The organism is Aliirhizobium sp. YIM B11859, assembly GCF_057163345.1.
The window spans coordinates 1,185,182-1,204,346 of sequence record NZ_JBXHAY010000001.1; the positions used below are offsets into that span (position 1 = coordinate 1,185,182).

22 protein-coding genes are annotated in these 19,165 nt (G+C 54.2%); 14 read left to right on the forward strand and 8 right to left on the reverse strand.

Annotation, left to right across the window (positions count from 1 at the left end):
• Positions 1-149: 149 nt before the first annotated feature.
• Positions 150-809, forward strand: a complete 660-nt coding sequence (locus AC2GXZ_RS05515; protein ID WP_483758090.1) for a hypothetical protein — start codon at positions 150-152, stop codon at positions 807-809.
• A gap of 109 nt (positions 810-918) precedes the next feature.
• On the opposite strand, the gene AC2GXZ_RS05520 is transcribed toward AC2GXZ_RS05515, so the two are convergent.
• Positions 919-2,022, reverse strand: a complete 1,104-nt coding sequence (locus tag AC2GXZ_RS05520) for a hypothetical protein (RefSeq protein WP_483758091.1) — start codon at positions 2,020-2,022, stop codon at positions 919-921.
• Between the two features lie 118 nt (positions 2,023-2,140).
• Here AC2GXZ_RS05520 and AC2GXZ_RS05525 point away from each other — a divergent pair, with 118 nt between their 5' ends.
• Positions 2,141-2,371: a hypothetical protein gene (locus AC2GXZ_RS05525; protein ID WP_483758092.1), complete on the forward strand. Its 231-nt coding sequence runs from the start codon at positions 2,141-2,143 to the stop codon at positions 2,369-2,371.
• Between the two features lie 34 nt (positions 2,372-2,405).
• On the opposite strand, the gene AC2GXZ_RS05530 is transcribed toward AC2GXZ_RS05525, so the two are convergent.
• From AC2GXZ_RS05530 to AC2GXZ_RS05540, 3 genes are all read right to left on the reverse strand, one after another.
• Positions 2,406-3,371, reverse strand: coding sequence for a magnesium and cobalt transport protein CorA (locus AC2GXZ_RS05530; RefSeq protein ID WP_483758093.1), 966 nt, complete (start codon positions 3,369-3,371; stop codon positions 2,406-2,408).
• A 104-nt stretch (positions 3,372-3,475) separates the two neighbouring features.
• The gene (locus AC2GXZ_RS05535; RefSeq protein ID WP_483758094.1) at positions 3,476-3,796 is read right to left on the reverse strand and encodes a hypothetical protein; all 321 of its coding nucleotides are present in this window, start codon (positions 3,794-3,796) and stop codon (positions 3,476-3,478) included.
• A gap of 146 nt (positions 3,797-3,942) precedes the next feature.
• Complete coding sequence (locus tag AC2GXZ_RS05540) at positions 3,943-4,149, reverse strand: hypothetical protein (protein ID WP_483758095.1); 207 nt, start codon at positions 4,147-4,149, stop codon at positions 3,943-3,945.
• A 162-nt stretch (positions 4,150-4,311) separates the two neighbouring features.
• Between AC2GXZ_RS05540 and AC2GXZ_RS05545 the strand changes: the two genes are divergently transcribed.
• Both AC2GXZ_RS05545 and AC2GXZ_RS05550 read left to right on the forward strand, forming a co-directional pair.
• Entirely contained in the window at positions 4,312-4,533 is a 222-nt protein-coding gene (locus tag AC2GXZ_RS05545; protein WP_483758096.1) for a hypothetical protein, read from the forward strand.
• 185 nt (positions 4,534-4,718) lie between these two features.
• Positions 4,719-4,976 (forward strand): DUF2934 domain-containing protein, encoded by a 258-nt coding sequence (locus tag AC2GXZ_RS05550; protein WP_483758097.1) that lies wholly within the window; start codon positions 4,719-4,721, stop codon positions 4,974-4,976.
• A 94-nt stretch (positions 4,977-5,070) separates the two neighbouring features.
• Here AC2GXZ_RS05550 and AC2GXZ_RS05555 read toward each other — a convergent pair whose 3' ends face one another.
• The gene (locus AC2GXZ_RS05555) at positions 5,071-5,964 is read right to left on the reverse strand and encodes a LysR family transcriptional regulator (RefSeq protein ID WP_483758098.1); all 894 of its coding nucleotides are present in this window, start codon (positions 5,962-5,964) and stop codon (positions 5,071-5,073) included.
• 150 nt (positions 5,965-6,114) lie between these two features.
• Here AC2GXZ_RS05555 and AC2GXZ_RS05560 point away from each other — a divergent pair, with 150 nt between their 5' ends.
• Positions 6,115-6,942: an aldo/keto reductase gene (locus AC2GXZ_RS05560; protein WP_483758099.1), complete on the forward strand. Its 828-nt coding sequence runs from the start codon at positions 6,115-6,117 to the stop codon at positions 6,940-6,942.
• A gap of 42 nt (positions 6,943-6,984) precedes the next feature.
• Here AC2GXZ_RS05560 and AC2GXZ_RS05565 read toward each other — a convergent pair whose 3' ends face one another.
• Positions 6,985-7,479 (reverse strand): VOC family protein, encoded by a 495-nt coding sequence (locus AC2GXZ_RS05565; RefSeq protein WP_483758100.1) that lies wholly within the window; start codon positions 7,477-7,479, stop codon positions 6,985-6,987.
• A gap of 240 nt (positions 7,480-7,719) precedes the next feature.
• Between AC2GXZ_RS05565 and AC2GXZ_RS05570 the strand changes: the two genes are divergently transcribed.
• Positions 7,720-8,538, forward strand: a complete 819-nt coding sequence (locus AC2GXZ_RS05570; protein ID WP_483758101.1) for a GNAT family N-acetyltransferase — start codon at positions 7,720-7,722, stop codon at positions 8,536-8,538.
• Positions 8,539-8,633: 95 nt separating this feature from the next.
• Here AC2GXZ_RS05570 and AC2GXZ_RS05575 read toward each other — a convergent pair whose 3' ends face one another.
• Together AC2GXZ_RS05575 and AC2GXZ_RS05580 are read right to left on the reverse strand one after the other, a co-directional pair.
• A complete protein-coding gene (locus AC2GXZ_RS05575; RefSeq protein ID WP_483758102.1) occupies positions 8,634-9,032 on the reverse strand; it encodes a hypothetical protein in 399 nt (132 codons plus the stop codon).
• A 44-nt stretch (positions 9,033-9,076) separates the two neighbouring features.
• Positions 9,077-9,721, reverse strand: a complete 645-nt coding sequence (locus AC2GXZ_RS05580; protein ID WP_483758103.1) for a hypothetical protein — start codon at positions 9,719-9,721, stop codon at positions 9,077-9,079.
• A gap of 180 nt (positions 9,722-9,901) precedes the next feature.
• Between AC2GXZ_RS05580 and AC2GXZ_RS05585 the strand changes: the two genes are divergently transcribed.
• The 8 genes from AC2GXZ_RS05585 to AC2GXZ_RS05620 all read left to right on the forward strand — a co-directional run bounded on the left by AC2GXZ_RS05585 (position 9,902) and on the right by AC2GXZ_RS05620 (position 19,134).
• Positions 9,902-10,810, forward strand: coding sequence for a TIGR03571 family LLM class oxidoreductase (locus tag AC2GXZ_RS05585; RefSeq protein WP_483758104.1), 909 nt, complete (start codon positions 9,902-9,904; stop codon positions 10,808-10,810).
• Positions 10,811-11,149: 339 nt separating this feature from the next.
• Entirely contained in the window at positions 11,150-12,451 is a 1,302-nt protein-coding gene (locus AC2GXZ_RS05590) for a metallophosphoesterase (RefSeq protein ID WP_483758105.1), read from the forward strand.
• Positions 12,451-13,521 carry a GTPase-associated system all-helical protein GASH gene (locus AC2GXZ_RS05595; RefSeq protein WP_483758106.1) on the forward strand — a complete coding sequence of 357 codons (1,071 nt, stop codon included), beginning with the start codon at positions 12,451-12,453 and terminating at the stop codon, positions 13,519-13,521. Before AC2GXZ_RS05590 ends, AC2GXZ_RS05595 begins: the two co-directional genes overlap by 1 nt.
• Complete coding sequence (locus tag AC2GXZ_RS05600) at positions 13,521-14,489, forward strand: TRAFAC clade GTPase domain-containing protein (protein ID WP_483758107.1); 969 nt, start codon at positions 13,521-13,523, stop codon at positions 14,487-14,489. The genes AC2GXZ_RS05595 and AC2GXZ_RS05600 overlap by 1 nt, the downstream gene beginning before the upstream one ends.
• A 2-nt stretch (positions 14,490-14,491) precedes the next feature.
• Positions 14,492-15,388: a TRAFAC clade GTPase domain-containing protein gene (locus tag AC2GXZ_RS05605; RefSeq protein ID WP_483758108.1), complete on the forward strand. Its 897-nt coding sequence runs from the start codon at positions 14,492-14,494 to the stop codon at positions 15,386-15,388.
• The gene (locus AC2GXZ_RS05610; protein ID WP_483758109.1) at positions 15,385-17,313 is read left to right on the forward strand and encodes a GAP1-N1 domain-containing protein; all 1,929 of its coding nucleotides are present in this window, start codon (positions 15,385-15,387) and stop codon (positions 17,311-17,313) included. The genes AC2GXZ_RS05605 and AC2GXZ_RS05610 overlap by 4 nt, the downstream gene beginning before the upstream one ends.
• Before the next feature lie 187 nt (positions 17,314-17,500).
• On the forward strand, positions 17,501-18,235 hold the full coding sequence (locus AC2GXZ_RS05615; RefSeq protein ID WP_483758110.1) for a 3-oxoacyl-ACP reductase family protein: 735 nt from the start codon (positions 17,501-17,503) through the stop codon (positions 18,233-18,235).
• A gap of 140 nt (positions 18,236-18,375) precedes the next feature.
• On the forward strand, positions 18,376-19,134 hold the full coding sequence (locus AC2GXZ_RS05620; RefSeq protein WP_483758111.1) for an SDR family NAD(P)-dependent oxidoreductase: 759 nt from the start codon (positions 18,376-18,378) through the stop codon (positions 19,132-19,134).
• The last annotated feature ends 31 nt before the right edge of the window (positions 19,135-19,165 follow it).

Consider the following 19,165-nt stretch of genomic DNA (forward strand, 5'->3'; position numbering starts at 1 on the left):
TAATGTTTTCAATCCTGTGGAACAGCCGAAGTCCCGTAAGTCCGAACTTTCCAACAGCTTGTTTTAAGGCAAACTGAATTGCGACGCGTGATTCCATACGCGTCTCTGAGCTTCGTCGGTTGACTTCGCGTTCATCAAATGAGGTATCCGTGACTGATTTTTTCGGCACTACCCAAGGCATCATGTCACTCGGAGCGCTGATCGGCGCTGGAGGCTTCGCTCTCGGTGCAGGGAGCCAAGCATTTACAGGGTGGGTGTGGGGTCGATCCAGGGTTAAACCCGGTCATTCTGATCGCCGTAACCTCGCCATGGTGACTCTCCTGGCACTCGATGACTATGTCGGTGCATGTTACGGGGCGGTCCATGACACACCCGAATTCAATCAGGGTGATCAGGTCGAGTTCGCTTTTCATGCTCCAGAGCCCGTACTTGCTCTGCCGAAGGACGCTGACTGGCGTCTGCTGGGTGATGATCTCGGCGAAGCCGTCATGTGGTTTTCGAACCGCGTCGCGAATTTCGAGAATGCCTTGGACAGTCTCGATCTTTCGAAGCACGCATACGATGGTTTCTTCGAGCGCCGCCTTGAAGGGTACTCGCGACTGGCAGCCACTGCGATGGACCTGATCGCACGTATCGAAATCGAATTTGATCTGAAGTTGCCGGATAAGCCGGACTATTACCATCAGGACCGGGGCTTTCTCGCGGTTCTTCGTGACGTGGAAAAGTTCAAAGCGAGAGAGGTAGGAAAGCCGAACTCGACGCAAACGGGGGCGTCAAACGTGACGCCTTTGTTTCCAAAGACGTCTTGAGGAAAACATCGAACGCTCCATGACACGGCTTAATGAATAGAACGATTTCAGGTTCCCGCGACGACGTTCGCGGGCCCTGGAATGGTATGTCGGCTCGCATGTTCTAGATTCAGGGAGCCCGCCAGACGGTTGTTACAGGGTAGTGATCCGAACCGAATGTCTGGGGGCCGACCTTGGGAGCATCAAACGCTTCGGTCTGGCCATCTGGAACTGCCATGTGATCAATCGCCTTGTCCGCGAAATCGTTGTCATCGAACGTGCGGCCAAGGTTCTTGGTCAAGATGGACCACTTCTGAGTGCCGAAAAGCGGAGCAGTCAGGATAGCGAAAGTGTCGTCATATCCGTCGCCGTTGCAAGCGTTGGCGGGAAAGGGAGCCTTGGCGCATGAAAATGCTGCAAGCTGGCAGTCGGCTAGCGAGTTCCCAAACTTTCCGGGTTCGAACGATGTGTTCCAATCACCTGCGATCAGAACGGTCCTGCCTTCGTCGACGGCCTCGTCCGCAACGACCTTAGTTGCGGCTACTACGCGCTCGCGCTTGAACGCATTGTCCTTGTCCGCCTTCGCTTTGGCATCTGATCCTTTATCGAGGATATCTTGAAGCGCGGGGACTGCAGGCAAACCTAATTTCTTCAGGCCTGAGATGGCGTCACTGGCTGCAAAGCATGCGTCATTGGAATTGGATTTCAAATGTACCGGAAATATTGTTAGGCCATTTGCGAGGTCGACACGCAGTGTACCTCGATCTGTCGCCGCCAAACCCATCTGATCCACACCCTTTAGCGGCTTCTCAGTGATTGATATGGTCTCATCGCCATCAGGCTTTGCGTTCGTGAATACCCGATGAGTACGCCCATCGGGCTTCGGGTCGTATTCGATTACGCCAGCCACGGGCATTTTCGAAAGAACCCCAACTTCCAGGCTTGCATGGATTTCCGGACCTTGTAATTGCCCATCGGACAGGGCCGCATAATAGGTAGGCCAGCCTATCGCGTCTGCTATGGCTTTCAGGTCCGCCCGACCGGTCAATTCGATCATGACGATCACGTCCGGCTGCAGACTTTCGGACATAGCTTTATAGTCCGACGCCCGAGCCAGAACCTTTTCATAAGACGACGCTGCGACGTTCCAGGAAACAATTTTGATTTCAGATGCCGAAGCTGCGGAGGCAGATATGCAGAGCGATGACATGAGCAGGGTACGCAAGCTTTTCATTTCGGTATCCCTTGTGTTGGAACTGGAATGCCATAGAAGAATGCGGTTGAGCGAAACCTACGAAATTTCGTAGAAGTTGCAAGCTTGGTTTTCCAACTGGGTGGAAATGGAGCCGTCCGTGTCCTACGATCCAATCTTAAAGGCGGTACAAAGCTGCATCATCACTATCGGCTTCTCGGAGCCAAAAACGGCCGCCCGGCTGGCAACCTTAGCGCCTATCCGGGTTAACGAGGGGCCTGATGCCATCTGGATCGAGGGCGATAAACTGTTTTGCGCCGCTGAGATGATCAAGGTCCTTACGATGGCCGGGCTAAGGGAGAAGCTCGTTCAGGCCGTTTCCTCGTTATGACGTTGAGGTCTCGCTGATCGTCGGCGGCGATAAATCAAAGCCAGCCCGTTTTTTTGAACCTGTAATAGAGCACCGCGCAAAGGGTCGCGATCACAGCGAGCACGACATAGTAGCCGTACTCCAATTTAAGCTCGGGGATGTTTTCGAAATTCATCCCATAAATCCCGGCAATTGCGGTTGGCACGGCAAGGATCGCGGCCCAGGCCGCGAGTTGACGCGTTATCGCCCCCTGGCGTTGTTGCTCAAGGAGGTTTGCTGCTTCAAACACCGATGTAATTACATCCTGCAAGCCTGCCACCATGGCCTCTGCCCTGCGTACATGGTCGAGGACGTCCTTGAAGAAGGGTTTTGCGTTCTCATCGATACACGGCAAGTCAAGGTGACTGAGCTTGCCAGCGACTTCGGACATCGGACCAAGGACGCGGTGGAAGCGAATAACCTGGCGTCTCATGCCGAACAAACGTTTCACCTGCTTTCGGTCTAGGAAGGAGGTCAGGACATGTTTCTCCATCTCCAAGACCTTATCCTCCATGGTCTCGACCATTGGAAGGTAACCATCGACGACGAAGTCGATGATCCCGTGAAGTACGTAGTCAGGGCCGTGCTCCAGCAGGTTGGGCGATTGTTCCAGTTGTTCTCGGAGCTGCTTGTGCGACCGAGCTGATCCTTGGCGGACCGAAATCAAATGGTGCTTGCCCATGAAGACGCAGGTCTCTCCATAAGCGATCTTGTCACCGTCGAGATGAGCAGTCTTCATGATAACGAAAAGCTGGTCACCGTAGATATCGACCTTTGGGACCTGTTTTCCGTTAAGGGCATCCTCCATAGCCAGGGGATGCAGCCCAAACATTTTTCCGAGACTTGCCATCTCGTCGGTAGTCGGTTCGGTGAGCCCAATCCACGCAAAGTCGCCATCGTTTGCTTTAAAATGGTCTGAAGTGATTGGCAGTTCTTCGGCGCGTTTACCGCCACGATAGATGTATGAGGCAACGACGGTCATGAGGGCTGTCCTGGGGATTCTCTGATGTAATCGAGGAGATGGGCTCCGAAAGAGCAAAAAGAATGGCGGGACTGTGGGTTTGTCCGCCTATTGGAGGTGGAGGGTCACGCCACACAAGAACGCTGACCCTTTCGCTGCCGCAGCAACAGCAGCACCATGAGAACGGCTGAGATGCTTACCTGCAACCAATCGCCTTTCAAGGCGAACTCTACGGCTGCGATGGGGCACAAGATCAAGCCGGTTATCCATCCAACTTTGCGGGTCGGTGAAAGCAGCGCCAGTATTGCAATTTCGAGTTCGAAGAAGCCAACGATATCATGCAGTTCGGTTGGGACGGCGGCAGCGTCGAAATCGATATTAGGATCGCCGCTCGAAAATCTGACTGCCGCCGACAGCGCAAAAACCGCTGAGATTAAAATGTTCATTCAATCGGCCTGCTCGGACGTTATAGACACGCCACCTTGAAAGGCGGGAAGGGGCGCAAACATTTCAATCGCACATTCCATCAACCCTTTCGCCCTATACGCAGGTTTAATGTCGACGCCATTTCGCAATGGCTCGCTATCTACCTCTAGGTAAGGGGCTCGATTTCCGCCAGAAATACAAACTCGTTGAGTGAGTAGTGCTGGTCCGTTCCGAGCATCGCAACACTCCAATAATCGCGAGACAACCCGAAAACCGTGGAAATCTGCACCACTTCCGGCCGATCATCCTCGGCTGATGACCGCCGCCTTGCCCAGTAAACCTGCTCAGCTTCAAGGTCATTTATTTCGAGCATTCCGAAACTCCATACGGAGCTTCGGGGATACCTCGATTCGAACAGGGAGCCCAATTCCCGAACAGCTCTGTACGGTAGCGGACGGAAACCCAGCGCCTTCGGCGCGTTGTGCCCATAGGAAGGCGAGGCTGTTCCGTCGCGCCTCATCTCAAGGAGGAACATGTGACCGAAGAGTGGAGCACAGAGCTTAAGCTGAAAGTCGAACAGCTCGTTGATGGCTTTGTCGTGGGCGGTGTGCCCCCCGAACGTATCTTCGACGCCATTGTTAGTGAGATTAATAACCTACGAGTTGCGTACGACCGCGATCCTGATCCAGCTGATGACACCTCTGTTGTGGAGGAGCCGTCTAACGACTGGCCCGCTGGTGAGAGCGGCGAGAAGTAATAGTTAGCATGTCTTAAGCTGGGCAGCTGAAAGCCGCGCTGACATCAACCGCATGAACTGATCTTCCGGTACCGAATTCAGCTTCTTGTGCGGCAGCTGAATGGGCCGGAACTCCTGCTTTCTAGCTCGGTTCATATCTCGCTACAAACGAAGTTGACTACATGGATGACCAGGGAGAGAACTCGATGATTGATGAAAACAAAATTCGCGACGCAGCTTACGGGAAATGGGAAGCCGAAGGCCGTCCCGAAGGGCAACATGAGCGTCACTGGCGAGAGGCGGAGGAGGAGGCAGTTGGTTCTGGGTTGCCTCAGACCTGGTCCCCTCACCACGGGGGTGGTGTAGGAGCAACAGGCTCGTCAGATACCAACAGCGGAAAGGCAAACGATGAAGGCATAAGGCCTGATGATCTTAATTCCGAGAACGATCAAGGCGTGAGCTGATCAATTGAGCGAAATGCTGTTACTGTGCCAAAGCACGCAGCCGATGCGAGTCTAGCCGCATCGGCTGCGTCATCAGTTGGCGGGACGCCATTTATCACAGGCGCTCAGACACGAAATCGATGAACGCCCTGATGCGTTTCGCGAGGTGAGGGTGCCCTGCGAACACGGCATTGATGGGCTCAATATCGCCGCCATTGTGCTCTTCCAAAACTGGCACAAGCAAACCAGCCTCTATATCGGGCTGAACATGAAAACGCCCGACCCGCGCCAAACCCATTCCGGCCAGGCAAAGTGATCGCATGGTCGGTCCATTGTTGGTTTCGAAATTTCCTCTAACGGTCAATTTGTACACATTTCCGGTCTGAGGGTCTTTGAACGGCCATTCCTCCCACGACTGCCTGAAATCGAAGGTCATACAATTATGGCTCTCCAGGTCGCCGGGAACGGTTGGTGTCCCGTGGGCTCGCAAATATTCTGGCGACGCGACGATAACTCGCTCACTGTCCATCAATTTTCGAGCAATCAGTGACGTGTCAGGCAGATTGCCAGACCGGATAGCGATGTCGGCCCGCTCACCGACGATATCGATGATGCCGTCGGTAAGTGCTAAGTCTAGCTGCACATCCGGAAAACTTGCTAGGAATTCAGGAACGAGAGGCACAATGTACCTGACGCCGAACGCAACCGATGCACTGACCCGGATTCGCCCCCTTGGCCCAGCTGCTTGAGCGGACGCGACGATCTCTTCGGTCTCTCGAATATCGTCGAGTATGCGCTGGGCTCTTGCGAGGTAGATTTCACCTTCAGGTGTCAGTTGCAGACTGCGTGTCGACCGAACCATTAGCCTAGTTCCGAGACGCTGTTCGAGGCGACTTACAACCTTGCTGATCGCCGAGGCTGAAAGGCGCAGTTCTTTGCCTGCTTTCGAAAAGCTCTGGTGCCGCGCTGTCTCGACGAACACCTGCATCTCGCCCGCTGTGTTATCCACTCGTCACCTGTGAAATGAATTCAGGAGTATCCGTCTGATATAGGCGCTTATCTCGTGAAATCGAGCGTCCTATCTGCCCCCCAGTATGAGTGGCTCATCGTGCGTGCAGCACGGCCGCCCGACTTAAGATGATCAAGGGAAGGACGAACAATGAAATTGGTGACTGCAAACGGGGCGTCGATCCCGGCACTTGGCTTTGGGACATTCAGGATGACAGGCGAGGACACCGCGCGGATGGTGTCATACGTCTTGGCGAACGGGTACCGGCACATCGATACAGCCCAGATATATGGCAATGAAGGCAGTGTCGGGATTGGATTGGAAAAGTCAGGCGTGTCTCGTCAAGACGTTTTTCTGACGACCAAAGTTTGGATCGAAAACTACGATGCCTCAAAATTTGCAGCATCTGTAGAGGAAAGCCTGCGGTTGCTCCGCTCCGACTACGTCGATCTTCTTCTATTGCACTGGCCAAATGAGGCGGTACCGCTTGCTGAGCAGATTGCTTCGTTGAATGCGGTCGCGAAGGCAGGCAAAGCACGACACATCGGCGTGTCAAATTTCACAACGAGCCTGATGAAGGAAGCACTAAGCCTAAGCGAGCTCCCTATCGTCAACAACCAGATCGAGTTTCATCCTTATCTCGATCAGACGGTGGTGACGAGAGCTGCGAACGATCTTGGCATGTCTGTAACCGGCTACTACCCGATGGCGGACGGCAAGGTCTTCGAGGACGCCGTACTGAAGGAAATTGCCCAAGGACTTGGTCGATCCGTCGCGCAGGTAGTGCTGCGATGGATCGTTCAGCAAGGCTTCGTCGCCTTGTCAAAAACCGTTTCGGAGGAGAGGGCGCTTGCGAACGCCGCGATCTTTGACTTCCAGCTTTCTAGTGAGGACATGAGCCGTATCTCGTCGCTCGCACAGCTCGATGGTCGCCTTGTGAGTCCTCCCGGTCTCGCGCCGGTATGGGATGCTGGCTGAAAATTTCGATGGCCCGGTCAATCCCGGGCCATCCCTGCGTTCTTACTTGCGCTTGAAAGGCCCCACTGGCGCGATGATTTCGAGATGGGTCCCGTCTGGATCGTCAAAATAGGCGACCGCTGTTCCAGCTCCGGCCTTCAGGCCATCCCCATCTTCAAAGACAATTGGTTCACCCGAGAATTCCAGACCCGCATCACGCATCCTCTTATAGACGGCATCGAGGTCATCGACTTCAAAGCAAAGGTGCATGGCACTGATGTCATTGCCCGAATAGCTCGCTTTTTTCGGTTTGGGATCGTCGTACTGCAGCAAGTCGATATTTAGGTTTTCGAGATGCACGTTGGCATATTTTATCAAAACCTTGTCGAGGCCTTGAACTGCAGCCATTCGTGGGCCGCCAATCTCATCGACGTTTTCGATCTTCGTCCCGGTCAATGCTTCATAGAACCTGATCGACTCGTTCAAGTCAGACACCACGATACCAACGTGATTGGCACGATTCAGGCCAACGGAAGTGGATGGGATTTTCTGTGCCATAGAGCGACTCCTGTTTGAGGTTCTCAGCGATATGGCGTCCGGCGATCCTACGATCAGTATGATCTGCGGAAAGAAACCCCTGAAACAAATTCACGAATTTCGCTCAGCGCAGTGCGAAGTCGGCGTTCGAGCGGGAAGCAAGGCTGCCAATTATACCCCGGTATTATGGACTAAGGCTGCCGTTTGATTTTCACCATCCTCCCTCGTGAAAAGCAAATCATTGCATTAAAGGGGTTTCCAATGACTGACACGCTTGGTTCAAATCCATCCGCGCAAGAAATTGAGAAGGTCGAGAGGGATGCCTGGTTCGACATGTTCGAGGCGGCTCCGGATTTCGTTCGAGAGCAATTCTCCTTGCGCCAAACGAAAATCGGCCAATCACCCGTTCTCGGAAGCAGTGCAATTCCGATAACGGAATTCAATCGCAGCATCCTGGTCGAGCAGGATGATTTGGCAGAGGCATCGGCGTGGCTTGAGGGAAACGCCGAGGATTGGGCGATCCAGGTCCCCGACGACGAGGCTGGCCTTCAGATACGAGAATATGCGTTGGTCACGGGGCTTTCGTCGTCAGGTAACGGCTGGTCGAAGCTGCTTAAGAAGGTGTCGGGTCAAGACGGGAAGACGTCGGAGGGGGATGGAGACATCTCTGTCAGGCCGACGACAGATGGTGGGCTTTTCGGTCTGCTGGTCGTGGAGTCGTTTGGACTGCCTGCTGAGACGGCCCCATGGTTTGCAGCTCTTGTCGGTCGCCCGCGCTGGGTTACCCTTGTGGCGCGATATCGTGGCATCCCTGTTGGCTGTGGTGCAATGTATACCGACGGCCAGTTTTCATGGCTCGGTATCGATGGCACGCTGTCGAATTGGAGGAAGCTGGGTGTACAGGCTTCCCTGATTTCTGGGCGTGAAAAAATTGCTGCCGAACAGGGCGTGAAATTCGTGAGCGCCGAGACGGGGCGGCCCTCCGAGCCGGAAGGCAAGCACACATCCCGAGACAACTATTTGAGGTCTGGCTTCCATGAAGCTTACGTTAGATTGAACCTTAAGCGCCACGCCATCTGAAGCTTTTCAATGGTGTAAGTAACGGTTTCGCTTCGCCTCACGCGTGGCGAAACCGTCTGCGCAAGTGCGATAGAAAACGATGGCTCGCGGCAGTCTCAAATCTCTGCCGCGTTAACGATTGTGAATTTGGTGCCGGATTCTATAAGGATATGAAGGTCTCGGATCATCTCGGCCGCATCCAGCAACGCACGTCTCCATTCTTCGTTTGGCACTTGCGAGGTTTGTGCGGCGACCGCTCGAACGAGAACCAGAGCGTCTCGGTTTGCGACTGGAATGATGCCAGCTTCCGCTCGTAACTCTTCCACTTCTGCGATAGCACGGTTTAGGAGGCGGCTCACTTCCACATGCGACTGGCTTTCGAGCGTGTTTGCTGATCGGACAACTCGCGAAATAAGTTCACTTGAAACACCCAAAAACTTTGTTCCTTCAAAGCCAATTACCGCTTCATGCTCAGCGGAGGAGGAGTACCTGTCAAGGAAATTGGGATTGGACACTAAGTTTTCCGAGGCTAGGGAAGGCCTTATCGACAGAGGGCGGCTTACTCCCCGCTGCTGGTAGCAGGTCGCTCTCCCGCAATTGACTGGTAGCTTTCCGGAGAAAGAAGCCTGAATCTCCTTTCAAATTCGTCGGCTAAGTCCACGATTGAGGTCGCTTGGTCATCCAGTTGACCTGTGAAAATGGCCGTCTCTCCACTATGCCAGTCTGAGATGCGTTCCGAGTTCGGTACCACTGAAAATCGATCTCCGGTGTGGCCCACCTGATAAACCTTCTCCAATATTGATGTTAGAAGATCAGAGGATTTTCGCGTGATTTCCGCAGCGAGATTATCCAAATCGCGATCAACAAACTCGAAATCTGGTCCTGTCCATTCCGCCAGTTCCTCAAGAGCATGAAGACGAGACCATACAAATGTTTCCCCGAAAGACCGCTCACGCAGTTGGCGTTTCGTCTCGCGATTGAGTAACTCCCGGAGTTTCATAGCCAACTCGACGTCATGCGGATGGATTGTTGCGTTGATGCTGTGTGTCGAGGAACCCGTGCGGAACTCGATACCGAGCCATGCCAACAGCGATGCCAAAAAAACGGCAGTGGGCTCATACGGCACTTCGCCATCGCACCACGTTGATACGCCCCAAGCCACGGCAAGCAGACAAGTTACACCGCCAATGATCCTCCCCCACATCTCGGTAGTTCTCTCCAAATCACCGAAGAACGGTGCCGCCTACTGCAAATCGCATGATCGAGTTAAGTTTGCCGACCGACTCGTTTGCCCATTGAAGCATCGCACAGACCGCAGTTTGTCACTACATGTCACGGTGAACCGGTTGGTTCGAACGTCCGCTTCCTCTGCCCTGGAGTTTCGATGCTGTTTGCCGCAAATCGTCTCAGCCTTGGAATTGTGCTCCCACTTCAGCCGCGCATCGCCACAGATGTCCGGTTCAAAGAGCAGATCGATCTGGTCAAGCTCGCAGAAAAATTCGGTTTTCAAGCGGTTTGGGTGCGGGACGTGCCATTGAATAATGATGGCTACCCTGACCCCATGGGCCATTCGGACCCGTTTGTCCTTCTCTCCGCGATAGCAGTATCTACGTCGTCAATTCGTCTCGTCACCGGGGCAGTCGTCCTAACTCTGCGTCATCCCCTTCATGTGGCGAAAGCAGCTTTGTCGTTGCAGGCCTTGTCAGGCGACCGGTTTGTCCTTGGATTGGGATCAGGCGACAGGCCGCCCGAATTCAAAATCTTCGATCAAAAATACGAAGACAGGAAAGTGCTGTTCCGAGAGAAATGGAGCGTGCTCAAGAACGCGCTCGATGATGATCAGATCGCGAGCGAGGACGGCAACGGTGAGACAACGAGGTTCTGGCTGCGTCCGCGAACTGAGGTCAAGGTTCCAATGCTTGCGGTGGGATCGGCTTCCCAGTCGCTGGAATGGATCGCTAGAAACTCGACTGGCTGGGCGACTTATCATCGTGACCTGGCAATACAGAAAGATCGCATCGCTCTCTGGCATACTGCTGTATCAAAGGCGGGTGGAGGATTCAGGAGCTTTTCAACTTCCATGAATCTGGAGCTTGCCGACGATGCTGACGCTCCGCTCACCGGAATAGAGCTGGGTTATCGATGTGGCCGAAATCAACTGGTCGAAGTTCTGCAGCAATTGAGGTTCATCGGCACACACCACGTCACGTTAAATCTCGGCACTGGGCCGCGACCGGTGAAGGAAGTCATCGAGGAGATCGGGACATTCGTCATCGACCAACTCGCAGACTGAGGCTGGATGTTCACGACACTCATACGTCAGTATGATTGTCGTTTGCGTGGTCCTCAATAGGCTTGTGCCATGCAGAACCGAGAACTCTGTGACCAACCATATATGATCGGGATGGTTTCCGACAGTCGATCAGCCTGCCCATGGCATCCAAAAAATAGAAACAGCTCAACCTGTCATCGGCAATCGTCCAGAGGTTGTTCGTTATATGAGCGTCACAGGTCGATAATTTGAGCCGGTGGCGTCATTCTCATCGAAATACGGTGATGTAATAATGCTGGAATGACTTGCGCGAGTCATCCTGTGATTGCATTCTTCGCAAGGCGTAAACAGAGTCGTTCCATGCTTATACTGCATCTGTCTGACATCCACTTCAGCAATCGCGATATCAATAAGCCGTATGACCAAAACCTTGGCCTCCGCGACGATACGGTCGACGATGTCAAGAAAATGCGGGCGAAAATCGGCCAAGATGTCGATGCTATCCTGATCTCAGGTGACATTGCTTATCATGGTCAACAGGCTGAGTATGAGTTCGCCGCCAAATGGCTTGAGGAAGAACTTTGCCCAGCTGCTGGTTGCAAGTTCGAAAATATCGTTGTTATCCCGGGTAATCATGATGTTGACCGCCGGGCAGCCTCTGAGCCTATGCACGAGGACGCTCGCAAGAAACTTCGGGAGACAGACGTCGGGGCGTCCAATGCGGCGATAAAGCGCTATGTCGATAGCAAAGCGTCGTCTGAGATGCTGTTTAAGCCAATCGAGAACTACAATCGGTTTGCGGCGAAATTCCTCTGTGAAATAGGATACTATGAACCGGAAACCGGACAAAATCCCTATGCAAAGCGCGATTTTGTTCTCAATGACAGATCGTTGCTCAGGGTATGGGGTTTCAACTCGGTCCTCGTTTGTGACGCCGAAGATGACGTCAACAAGATGTTCGTCGACCCGTCTGCTGCCGAAATCATAAAGCGTGACGACGGGATAACGCATCTTGTTATGTGTCACCATCCTTTCAATTGGCTCAGAAACAAAGCGGAATTCCAAAACCGCATTGATGCGGTGGCCAAGCTTCATCTTTTTGGGCACGAACATGCCGTGCGCGTTGATGAATATAAAAAATTTACACGCCTCAAGGCAGGAGCCCTTCAGCCAGACCGAGATGAAAGGGGATGGCAGCCGGGGTACAATTTCATTGATCTCTCGGTCGAAGGACCTTCGGACAAACGCGTCCTGAAGATCAAACTATGGGTACGACATTTGCTGGGAGCACGGTATATTGCAGCTACTGATGAGGAAGGGAACGATCCATGGATTTTGGAACACGCTCTGCGCCCTTGGTCAGCGCCCTCCGAGCCAATAGCTCTCGCTGCCGACAGGAGTGCTGCTGCCTTGACGGGTGATGGCAAGGAAACAGTTTTGACCGAACCAGCTCCCACCGTTCGCTCCGTGGCGGTGAAAATCTTGTCGTTGCGCGAGTTCGACCAGCGCAAGATTATCACCGACCTCGATTTGCACCAGGATGGCGACCAGAAATTGGCAGACTATGCCTTCCCCATTGCGGCCGTGCGTCGAGCGGAGGCAAGAGGACTACTTTCGCAATTGAATGAAGAAATCGAAAAGTACACGGGAGCAAAAAAGTAATGGCGTTCGACTTCGTCGCTGAATACCGAAATCTGCAGCCGACGGACGACCGAGAGCTGATCGCGGCGAGAACCGCCTCCTTTGAGAGAGCTGGCGCGGATATTCAAGATTCTTTCAGTCGTGTAGTCGACCTGGCCTATTTTGCCTACCGGCTTACGTTGCCAGTTGAGAGTGATGCGGCGTCCTGGTTCGGCGGCATACTCACCGCAGACGATCCGACATTCAGAATTGAAATCGATGTCGAAGAGGCTGCCCGTATGGCGACCCTTCTTCTGAAGAAGCGCCTTGTCGCAAATCTTCATGTAACGCCTGTAATCGTCCATGCCGCTGCTTTTGCCGGAAAGCGACAGACTGTGGACAACCACGGACTGTCGTATTCGGCGCGACAGACGTTGGCAAACCTCGTTCGTCGTCGGGGATCGTCGATCAATAGACCTGAAGTCCTCTCCGGTAAGGCTTCAAACATGACTGACTTGATTAAAAAGCTTGCTGACGAAAATGACGCAACTGTCGACGTTCAAGTCTTTGAAGCTGCAGTCGCCGATTACCGGAGCCAGATCAAGCAAGTTGTGTCATCGGCAAATACGGCAATTGAAGCTACGTGGGCTGAAAACAGGCGGCTCGCTGAAGAGGTTGACCTCCTGTGGTGGCATCTCGGTGGCGAAAGCTATTTGCTCAACCGCGACATCGGGGGCATTCCGCACGCCCTGCGGCCGATTGCAATCGGTATGGATATCGGTGAGATGGTGAGTGCTGCACCTGGTCCATACGGAACATATGGAATTATCCGAAAGGCTTTGGGTGATCTCGCAGAGGAGAAGTTCAAGGTCAGTGACGCTGTCAAAGAACTGTCTAATGAATTTGATGGCCTGATCACAAAGCCTGTTTCTCGCTACGCTCTAGCCCCGATCCATGGGGCGGTGGGCGAAGTTCTGCTTGATGGCACGGCGGTGGTCGGGGCCCAGTTCAAGCGCCGCACCGGCCTTTCCTTTGACGTGAAACTCAGTGGTTACGATCTGGCGGTGCAGGCATATCACGAGCGCTTGCTCAGCAAGCTTGGTTGGGTCTGATGGCTACAATCGCAAATGATCCCGGCGTTGGAGGCGTGCTTTACGAAGCCGATGAGGCCGACGATCTGGATACCGGTGAGATAGACGAACAAGAGCAAGAGTCACCGGAAGAGGATGCCGTCACGCTCAGGCCTAACACGGTGATTCCGGAGCAAGGCATATTCGGTTACCGTAACAGAAGTCGGGCGCAGACAGTGGTGCTGATCGGTGAGCAGAAGACCGGGAAAACCACGCTCCTCGCTGCGCTCTACGGACTTTTTTGCAAAGGGCCTGTCGGTGGGTATGAGTTTGTAAGTAGTCAAACCTTGTATTCTTTTGCCGAGCGCAATCATCTTGCACTGCTCCATCCAGACCGTGCGGATCGCATCGTCCCTGTCACACCGAGGACGAGTATTGCCGATTCTGTCGGATATTTTCATTTGAAAGTTCGGCGCGAAGAAACGGTGTCTGAAATAATCATCTCAGATCGATCCGGAGAAACCTTCGAAACAGCTAGGTCCGACACCTCGCTACTGAACCGATTGACGGAATTGGCTATCGCGGATCGCGTTTGTTTCCTGCTGGATGCCGCAAGGTTGACCAAGCTGGAGACGCGCCACGGTTATCGACGCATTTTCAAACAGACTATTCGAGCGCTTATCGACAACGACATGCTTCCGAAGACGGCTGCCGTTGAGGTCGTGGTGACGAAAACTGATCGAATATCTCGTATCGTGGATGAACGCGATCTTTCGGCTGAACTGGCTGAATACGAGGAGGAACTCAAGAGGGACTTTGGGAATGCGGGCTTCCCTTTCGAAGTTCACAGGATATGCGCCCTGCCGCGCGCGGCAGTTAAGATGGGTATCGTCGGAATGGCGGAGCTTGTCGAGCGTTGGGCATCAGAGCCGCTCGATGCAGATATAGCGCCTGGTCCTGTTTACAATGCGCTTCGGCATATCGACCGCCTGCCAAAAATCTGGAGCTGAGGATGCCTGACGTGTTGCGACATATGGCCGTTGGGCTGCAATCCTCTGGGAAAACGACCTATGCGGCTGCGCTCTGGTATGTTGTCGATACGGGTGAATTCCCGACGGTTCTGGCTAAGGGCATGCACATCGGTGATCATCGTTATCTGGAGACCTTGGCTACACGATGGGAAGAAGGATGGGTCGTACCTCGGACCAAGACGCTTCAGCATGAAAATGTAACGATGAACCTGCGAGACCCAGGGACAGGGGCGGACATCTCGCTGCGGTTTGCCGATCTTTCGGGCGAGACATTTGAAAGAGCCTTCGCCACCAGGAGCCTCAGTGTCACGGCTGCATCAGCGTTCGAGGGCGTTACCAACCTTATGCTGTTTGTTAGTGCGAACGACCCGCAGGATGGTCTTACCATGATCGATCTAGCGATGCAGCTGGACGAGGACGTCAATGAAGACGAGATACCTGATGACGGTGCTGAAGAGCTGGCTTTTGATCCCGGCGACACACCGCGTCAGGTGCAGATAGTCGACTTCCTCGATAGCATCCAGCAGCCACCAATGTCTGTTCGAATTGGGCGGATAGCGGTTATCATCTCGGCTTGGGATAAAGGGCCGGAGCATAATGAGCCGCATCGGTGGATCACAGAGAAGATGGGTCTACTCGACCAATATCTCCGAAATAGCGGGATCGAAGTCAGGATTTATGGTGTGTCGGCGCAGGGGGGCGACTTACCCGATAAAGACAACCCACCCGCCCCGGATGACCCGAATGGCCTGAAGGAGCAAAAGCGCCTGTTGCGCCTTGCAAAAGCAAGCGAAAGAGTGAATGTCGTCGGTTATGGCGCGGGTCCTCACGACCTAACGCACCCGATTAGATGGTTAAGTGGCCTGGATGGTGAATGAGGAGCAATGAGTCAAATGACGTCGGCCAGGCGGTCTTTGGTTATTCCAATGGCCATCGTCTTCTGACATCCACGATTTCGTTGTCTTCCATCGATGTATACGAGCTTGCAGCCGCCTCCGACCTTGCTCCCGGTGCGCAAATTTCAGGGTCTTCCAGCTATTTGACAGGCTTTTCGCTGCCGGATAGCAAGCACTACGCTCTAATCCGGACATGGCTTGCCCCAGAAATGCCGCGCCCAGGTTGTGTGTGGAGCCATGTGCTGATTTTAGATCAGTCTCTGATGGCGACTCAAATCGATCTCACCATTTTGCTCGACCTCCACAAACGCCCGGACGGCTACGCTTCTGACACCGGCTTCTCGAAGCCAATATCAATCAACCGCCGCTTACGAGGTGGCAGGGCAGACCCCGTCACCACTGGAAGGGTGTTGTCGGCTTGCTATGGCGATGTCCCGCTAGACGCCAATAGGGCTGACTCTCAGGCGTTCGAACAGGCGATTTTTGCGGTTTGGTCTCAGCAATGGCCCCGCCTCAGGCGACAGTTCGTTTTCAGATCGATCAGCACGACCTCCGATTTGAAGGGACAGTTTCTGCGTCTAAAGCGCGGAACTGCGCCGACGGTGGATGTAGACTCTTCGCCTTGGCTTGGGGAGGCGGTTGCCGATGCGACGTCGCAGACCGTGACGCCGCTCCGACGCTTTCTGTGGCGATACGGAAAAGACATCCAGTCTGAAAGAGAAACACTACCTGAGCTGGTCGGCGTTTACCTTGCCACCCGATCCGCGAAGCGCTCTTACCAAGCGGCGGTGAAAGTCTTAGCCCAATATCCCCTGGGGCAAGCGGAGACGCTGAAGAAGGACTTGCTTGGCTTATGGTCCGACAAGCTTTCGCAAGTTACGAGCATCAGTGCCGTCGAATTGATGGCCATCTTGATCGAACATAAGGACCTCGGCGTCGATCACGATGAAAACCAGCTGGCGTCAATATTCTCAAATCTCGATGCCGCCCATTTGGTTGAGCTGACTCCAGCTCTGATGTCGTCGCGGAATGAGCTTGGAGCCGCGTTCAAGACGATTTTCGAGGCAATATTACCGCTTGTGGGTGATCAGACGGTTCTCGACCCGCTCATACCGGTCGAGTTCGTGTTAATGGCGGTGGCCCGGCGGCCCGAGCTTTTGAGCCCATTACTTATCGCCAAGCTTGAAACTGACGACTTGCTCAACGCATGGTCACTTGATCTCAATCATGAGCAACGGGCTGAAATCCTGCGGGCGTTCATGCGACGTCCGTATCTCGATGATCTCGCCGAGCATGTTTTGGCACAGTCTGAACAGATATTGCAGGATGCTATTGCCCTCAGCGGCGGGTCTGAGCTGCATGACAGCTGGCTCCCCCTGTTTAGAAGCAATTTGCCAGTTTTTCTCGATCAGATCGCGAGAATTTCGTCTGGGGAGGATTTGGTCGCTGCGGTGAACATCTTCGGCTTCCCGATGCAGCCGGAGGCCGTCGTTCGAGCCTGGTTCCCAGCCTTCAAGATTTGCCGCTCTAGCCTTTCGCATGACGAAGAGACGCGGTTCCTTGTTTACCTGCTCGCTCTGTCAATCAAGCATGGCATCGAAAACTACCGAGACGTCCTTGTCACGATCCTTAGCTCTCTCAGGAGCAGGATACTACGTAGCGATCTGCCCTCTGACGCGGAAACTAGGCTATCGAAATGCCTACCGTCCGACGATGCGCGGTGGGACCTGAACAAGCGCCTCCTGAAGCTGTTTCGAAAGGCTTACAAGAACCACCAGGAATTTGACGAGGTACTCGACACGTTGAACCTTGCCGACGATGAATACGCGTACGCGACCGACCAGGACCCAGAAAACATGGTGCGGCGGTTTTGGCGGGTTTTCAATCCATGGACTTATTGGAGTTGAGCGGGAAGGGGGTATCCTTCCAGGTTCATCGCGAAATTGCACAGAGTGCCGCACACATGAATGAAAGACTGATGCCTGGGCGGCACAACTGAAACGACCTGAGACGCCATTATAGTCTCGGACCTTAATCCGCACATCCTGATCACATTGGCCGTAGGTGCCGATTTGATTTTTAAAGGATGTCGAAATGTCGAAGCCGTTACAAGGCAAAGTCGCGATGGTTACCGGCGGCTCGCGTGGGATCGGGGCCGCTATCGTAAGGCGGCTCGTGAATGATGGTGCGCGGGTCGGATTTACATACTCTCAGTCGCCGGGCAAAGCGAAACACCTGGAGGCAGAGCTTCGCGCAGCCGGTGGAGAGGTGCTGGCGATTGAGGCAGATAGCGGTAGCGTGGAGCACGTAATATCGGCGGTCGCCCAGGTCCGAAGCTATTTTGGAGCGTTCGACATCTTGGTCAACAATGCTGGTGTGTCCATTTCAGGAACCACCGGCGAAATTCCCATTGAAGATTTCGATAAACAGTTTGCGATCAATGTAAGAGGCGTCTTTGTTGCGATACAGGAGGCTTCACGGTTGATGGGTGAGGGGTCGCGGATCATCAATATCGGTAGCGTGATCGCAGAACGTGCAGGTTTCCCGGGGTATTCCGTATACGCGATGACCAAGGCCGCAGTCGCAACGCTAACCAAAGGCGTGGCACGAGACTTGGCTCCCCGTGGCATAAGCGTCAATACTGTTCAGCCAGGCCCAATCGCCAGCTCGATGACTGAAGGCCTGGAGGATTTGGTGAAGCCTCTTGTGCCGTTCGACCGGCTCGGCCACGACAGCGAAATTGCATCTATGGTCGCTTATCTTGCTGGCCCGGAGAGTTCGTTCATAACGGGTGCCGCGATCACGGTCGACGGCGGCTATCTCGCATAACTTCACACCTATCAAGGACTTCCCCAAGGGGATGCGGCGGAGGCGACGCTCATACGCGGGTATGAGTGTCGCCTGATCGCAGCTCCGGTAGATGTTTTACATCATCAACGCGCTTAGGCGCAGCTCGACAGGAGTTTACAATGACCAGTACCAAACCGCTTGAGGGCAAGAAGGCTCTCGTGACGGGAGCTTCTCGCGGGATTGGCGCAGCTATTGCGAAGCGGCTCGCACGAGACGGTGCCGATGTGGCTTTCAGCTACTCCGCATCTAAGGACGCGGCAGACGATGTCGTTCGCGAAATCGAAGCAGTTGGTCGTCGTGGATTTGCAATACAAGCTGACCAAGGAACCCCGTCGGACGTCGCGAGGCTTGTTGGAGATGCGCACGCAGCGTTGGGCGGCCTGGATATTTTGGTGAACTCAGCAGGCGTTTTCATCACAGGGACGCTCGCGGACCAGACTGACGATGTGTCTGCATTTGATCGTCAGATTGATATCAATGTGAAAGGCGTGGTTGCCGCAGTCCGCGCCGCTGCCCCGATCCTTTCCGACGGTGGTCGTATCGTTTCTATCGGTACCTCCGCTGCGAGCAGTCGCGGCGCATTCCCAGGTATTGCCGACTATGTCGCGTCCAAAGCAGCTGTCGCGGCCTACTCGCGTGTCTGGGCGAGGGAGCTGGGTGGTCGCGGGATCACGGTGAATGTGGTTGAACCTGGCCCGATCAACACGGGAATGGCTCCCACAGAGGGGGCGGTGGCTGACATTCTGAAGTCGATGTCGGCAGTCGGTCGGTACGGAGAGCCCGAGGAGGTCGCAGGGCTGGTGGCCTACCTTGCAGGACCTGAAGCCGGTTACATTACCGGAGCGGCCTTCCGGATCGACGGCGGTCTGTCTCTCTGAGAATTTCCAGGGGGCGGTGATTACCGTCCGC

Coding starts and splice junctions, on each gene's coding strand:
- AC2GXZ_RS05615 (WP_483758110.1), top strand. CDS start 17,501: ATGTCGAAGCCGTTACAAGGCAAAGTCGCGATGGTTACCGGCGGCTCG.
- AC2GXZ_RS05585 (WP_483758104.1), top strand. CDS start 9,902: ATGCTGTTTGCCGCAAATCGTCTCAGCCTTGGAATTGTGCTCCCACTT.
- AC2GXZ_RS05530 (WP_483758093.1), bottom strand. CDS start 3,371: ATGACCGTCGTTGCCTCATACATCTATCGTGGCGGTAAACGCGCCGAA.
- AC2GXZ_RS05595 (WP_483758106.1), top strand. CDS start 12,451: ATGGCGTTCGACTTCGTCGCTGAATACCGAAATCTGCAGCCGACGGAC.
- AC2GXZ_RS05565 (WP_483758100.1), bottom strand. CDS start 7,479: ATGGCACAGAAAATCCCATCCACTTCCGTTGGCCTGAATCGTGCCAAT.
- AC2GXZ_RS05605 (WP_483758108.1), top strand. CDS start 14,492: ATGCCTGACGTGTTGCGACATATGGCCGTTGGGCTGCAATCCTCTGGG.
- AC2GXZ_RS05620 (WP_483758111.1), top strand. CDS start 18,376: ATGACCAGTACCAAACCGCTTGAGGGCAAGAAGGCTCTCGTGACGGGA.
- AC2GXZ_RS05590 (WP_483758105.1), top strand. CDS start 11,150: ATGCTTATACTGCATCTGTCTGACATCCACTTCAGCAATCGCGATATC.
- AC2GXZ_RS05580 (WP_483758103.1), bottom strand. CDS start 9,721: ATGTGGGGGAGGATCATTGGCGGTGTAACTTGTCTGCTTGCCGTGGCT.
- AC2GXZ_RS05535 (WP_483758094.1), bottom strand. CDS start 3,796: ATGAACATTTTAATCTCAGCGGTTTTTGCGCTGTCGGCGGCAGTCAGA.
- AC2GXZ_RS05520 (WP_483758091.1), bottom strand. CDS start 2,022: ATGAAAAGCTTGCGTACCCTGCTCATGTCATCGCTCTGCATATCTGCC.
- AC2GXZ_RS05560 (WP_483758099.1), top strand. CDS start 6,115: ATGAAATTGGTGACTGCAAACGGGGCGTCGATCCCGGCACTTGGCTTT.
- AC2GXZ_RS05570 (WP_483758101.1), top strand. CDS start 7,720: ATGACTGACACGCTTGGTTCAAATCCATCCGCGCAAGAAATTGAGAAG.
- AC2GXZ_RS05610 (WP_483758109.1), top strand. CDS start 15,385: ATGAGGAGCAATGAGTCAAATGACGTCGGCCAGGCGGTCTTTGGTTAT.
- AC2GXZ_RS05600 (WP_483758107.1), top strand. CDS start 13,521: ATGGCTACAATCGCAAATGATCCCGGCGTTGGAGGCGTGCTTTACGAA.
- AC2GXZ_RS05550 (WP_483758097.1), top strand. CDS start 4,719: ATGATTGATGAAAACAAAATTCGCGACGCAGCTTACGGGAAATGGGAA.
- AC2GXZ_RS05540 (WP_483758095.1), bottom strand. CDS start 4,149: ATGCTCGAAATAAATGACCTTGAAGCTGAGCAGGTTTACTGGGCAAGG.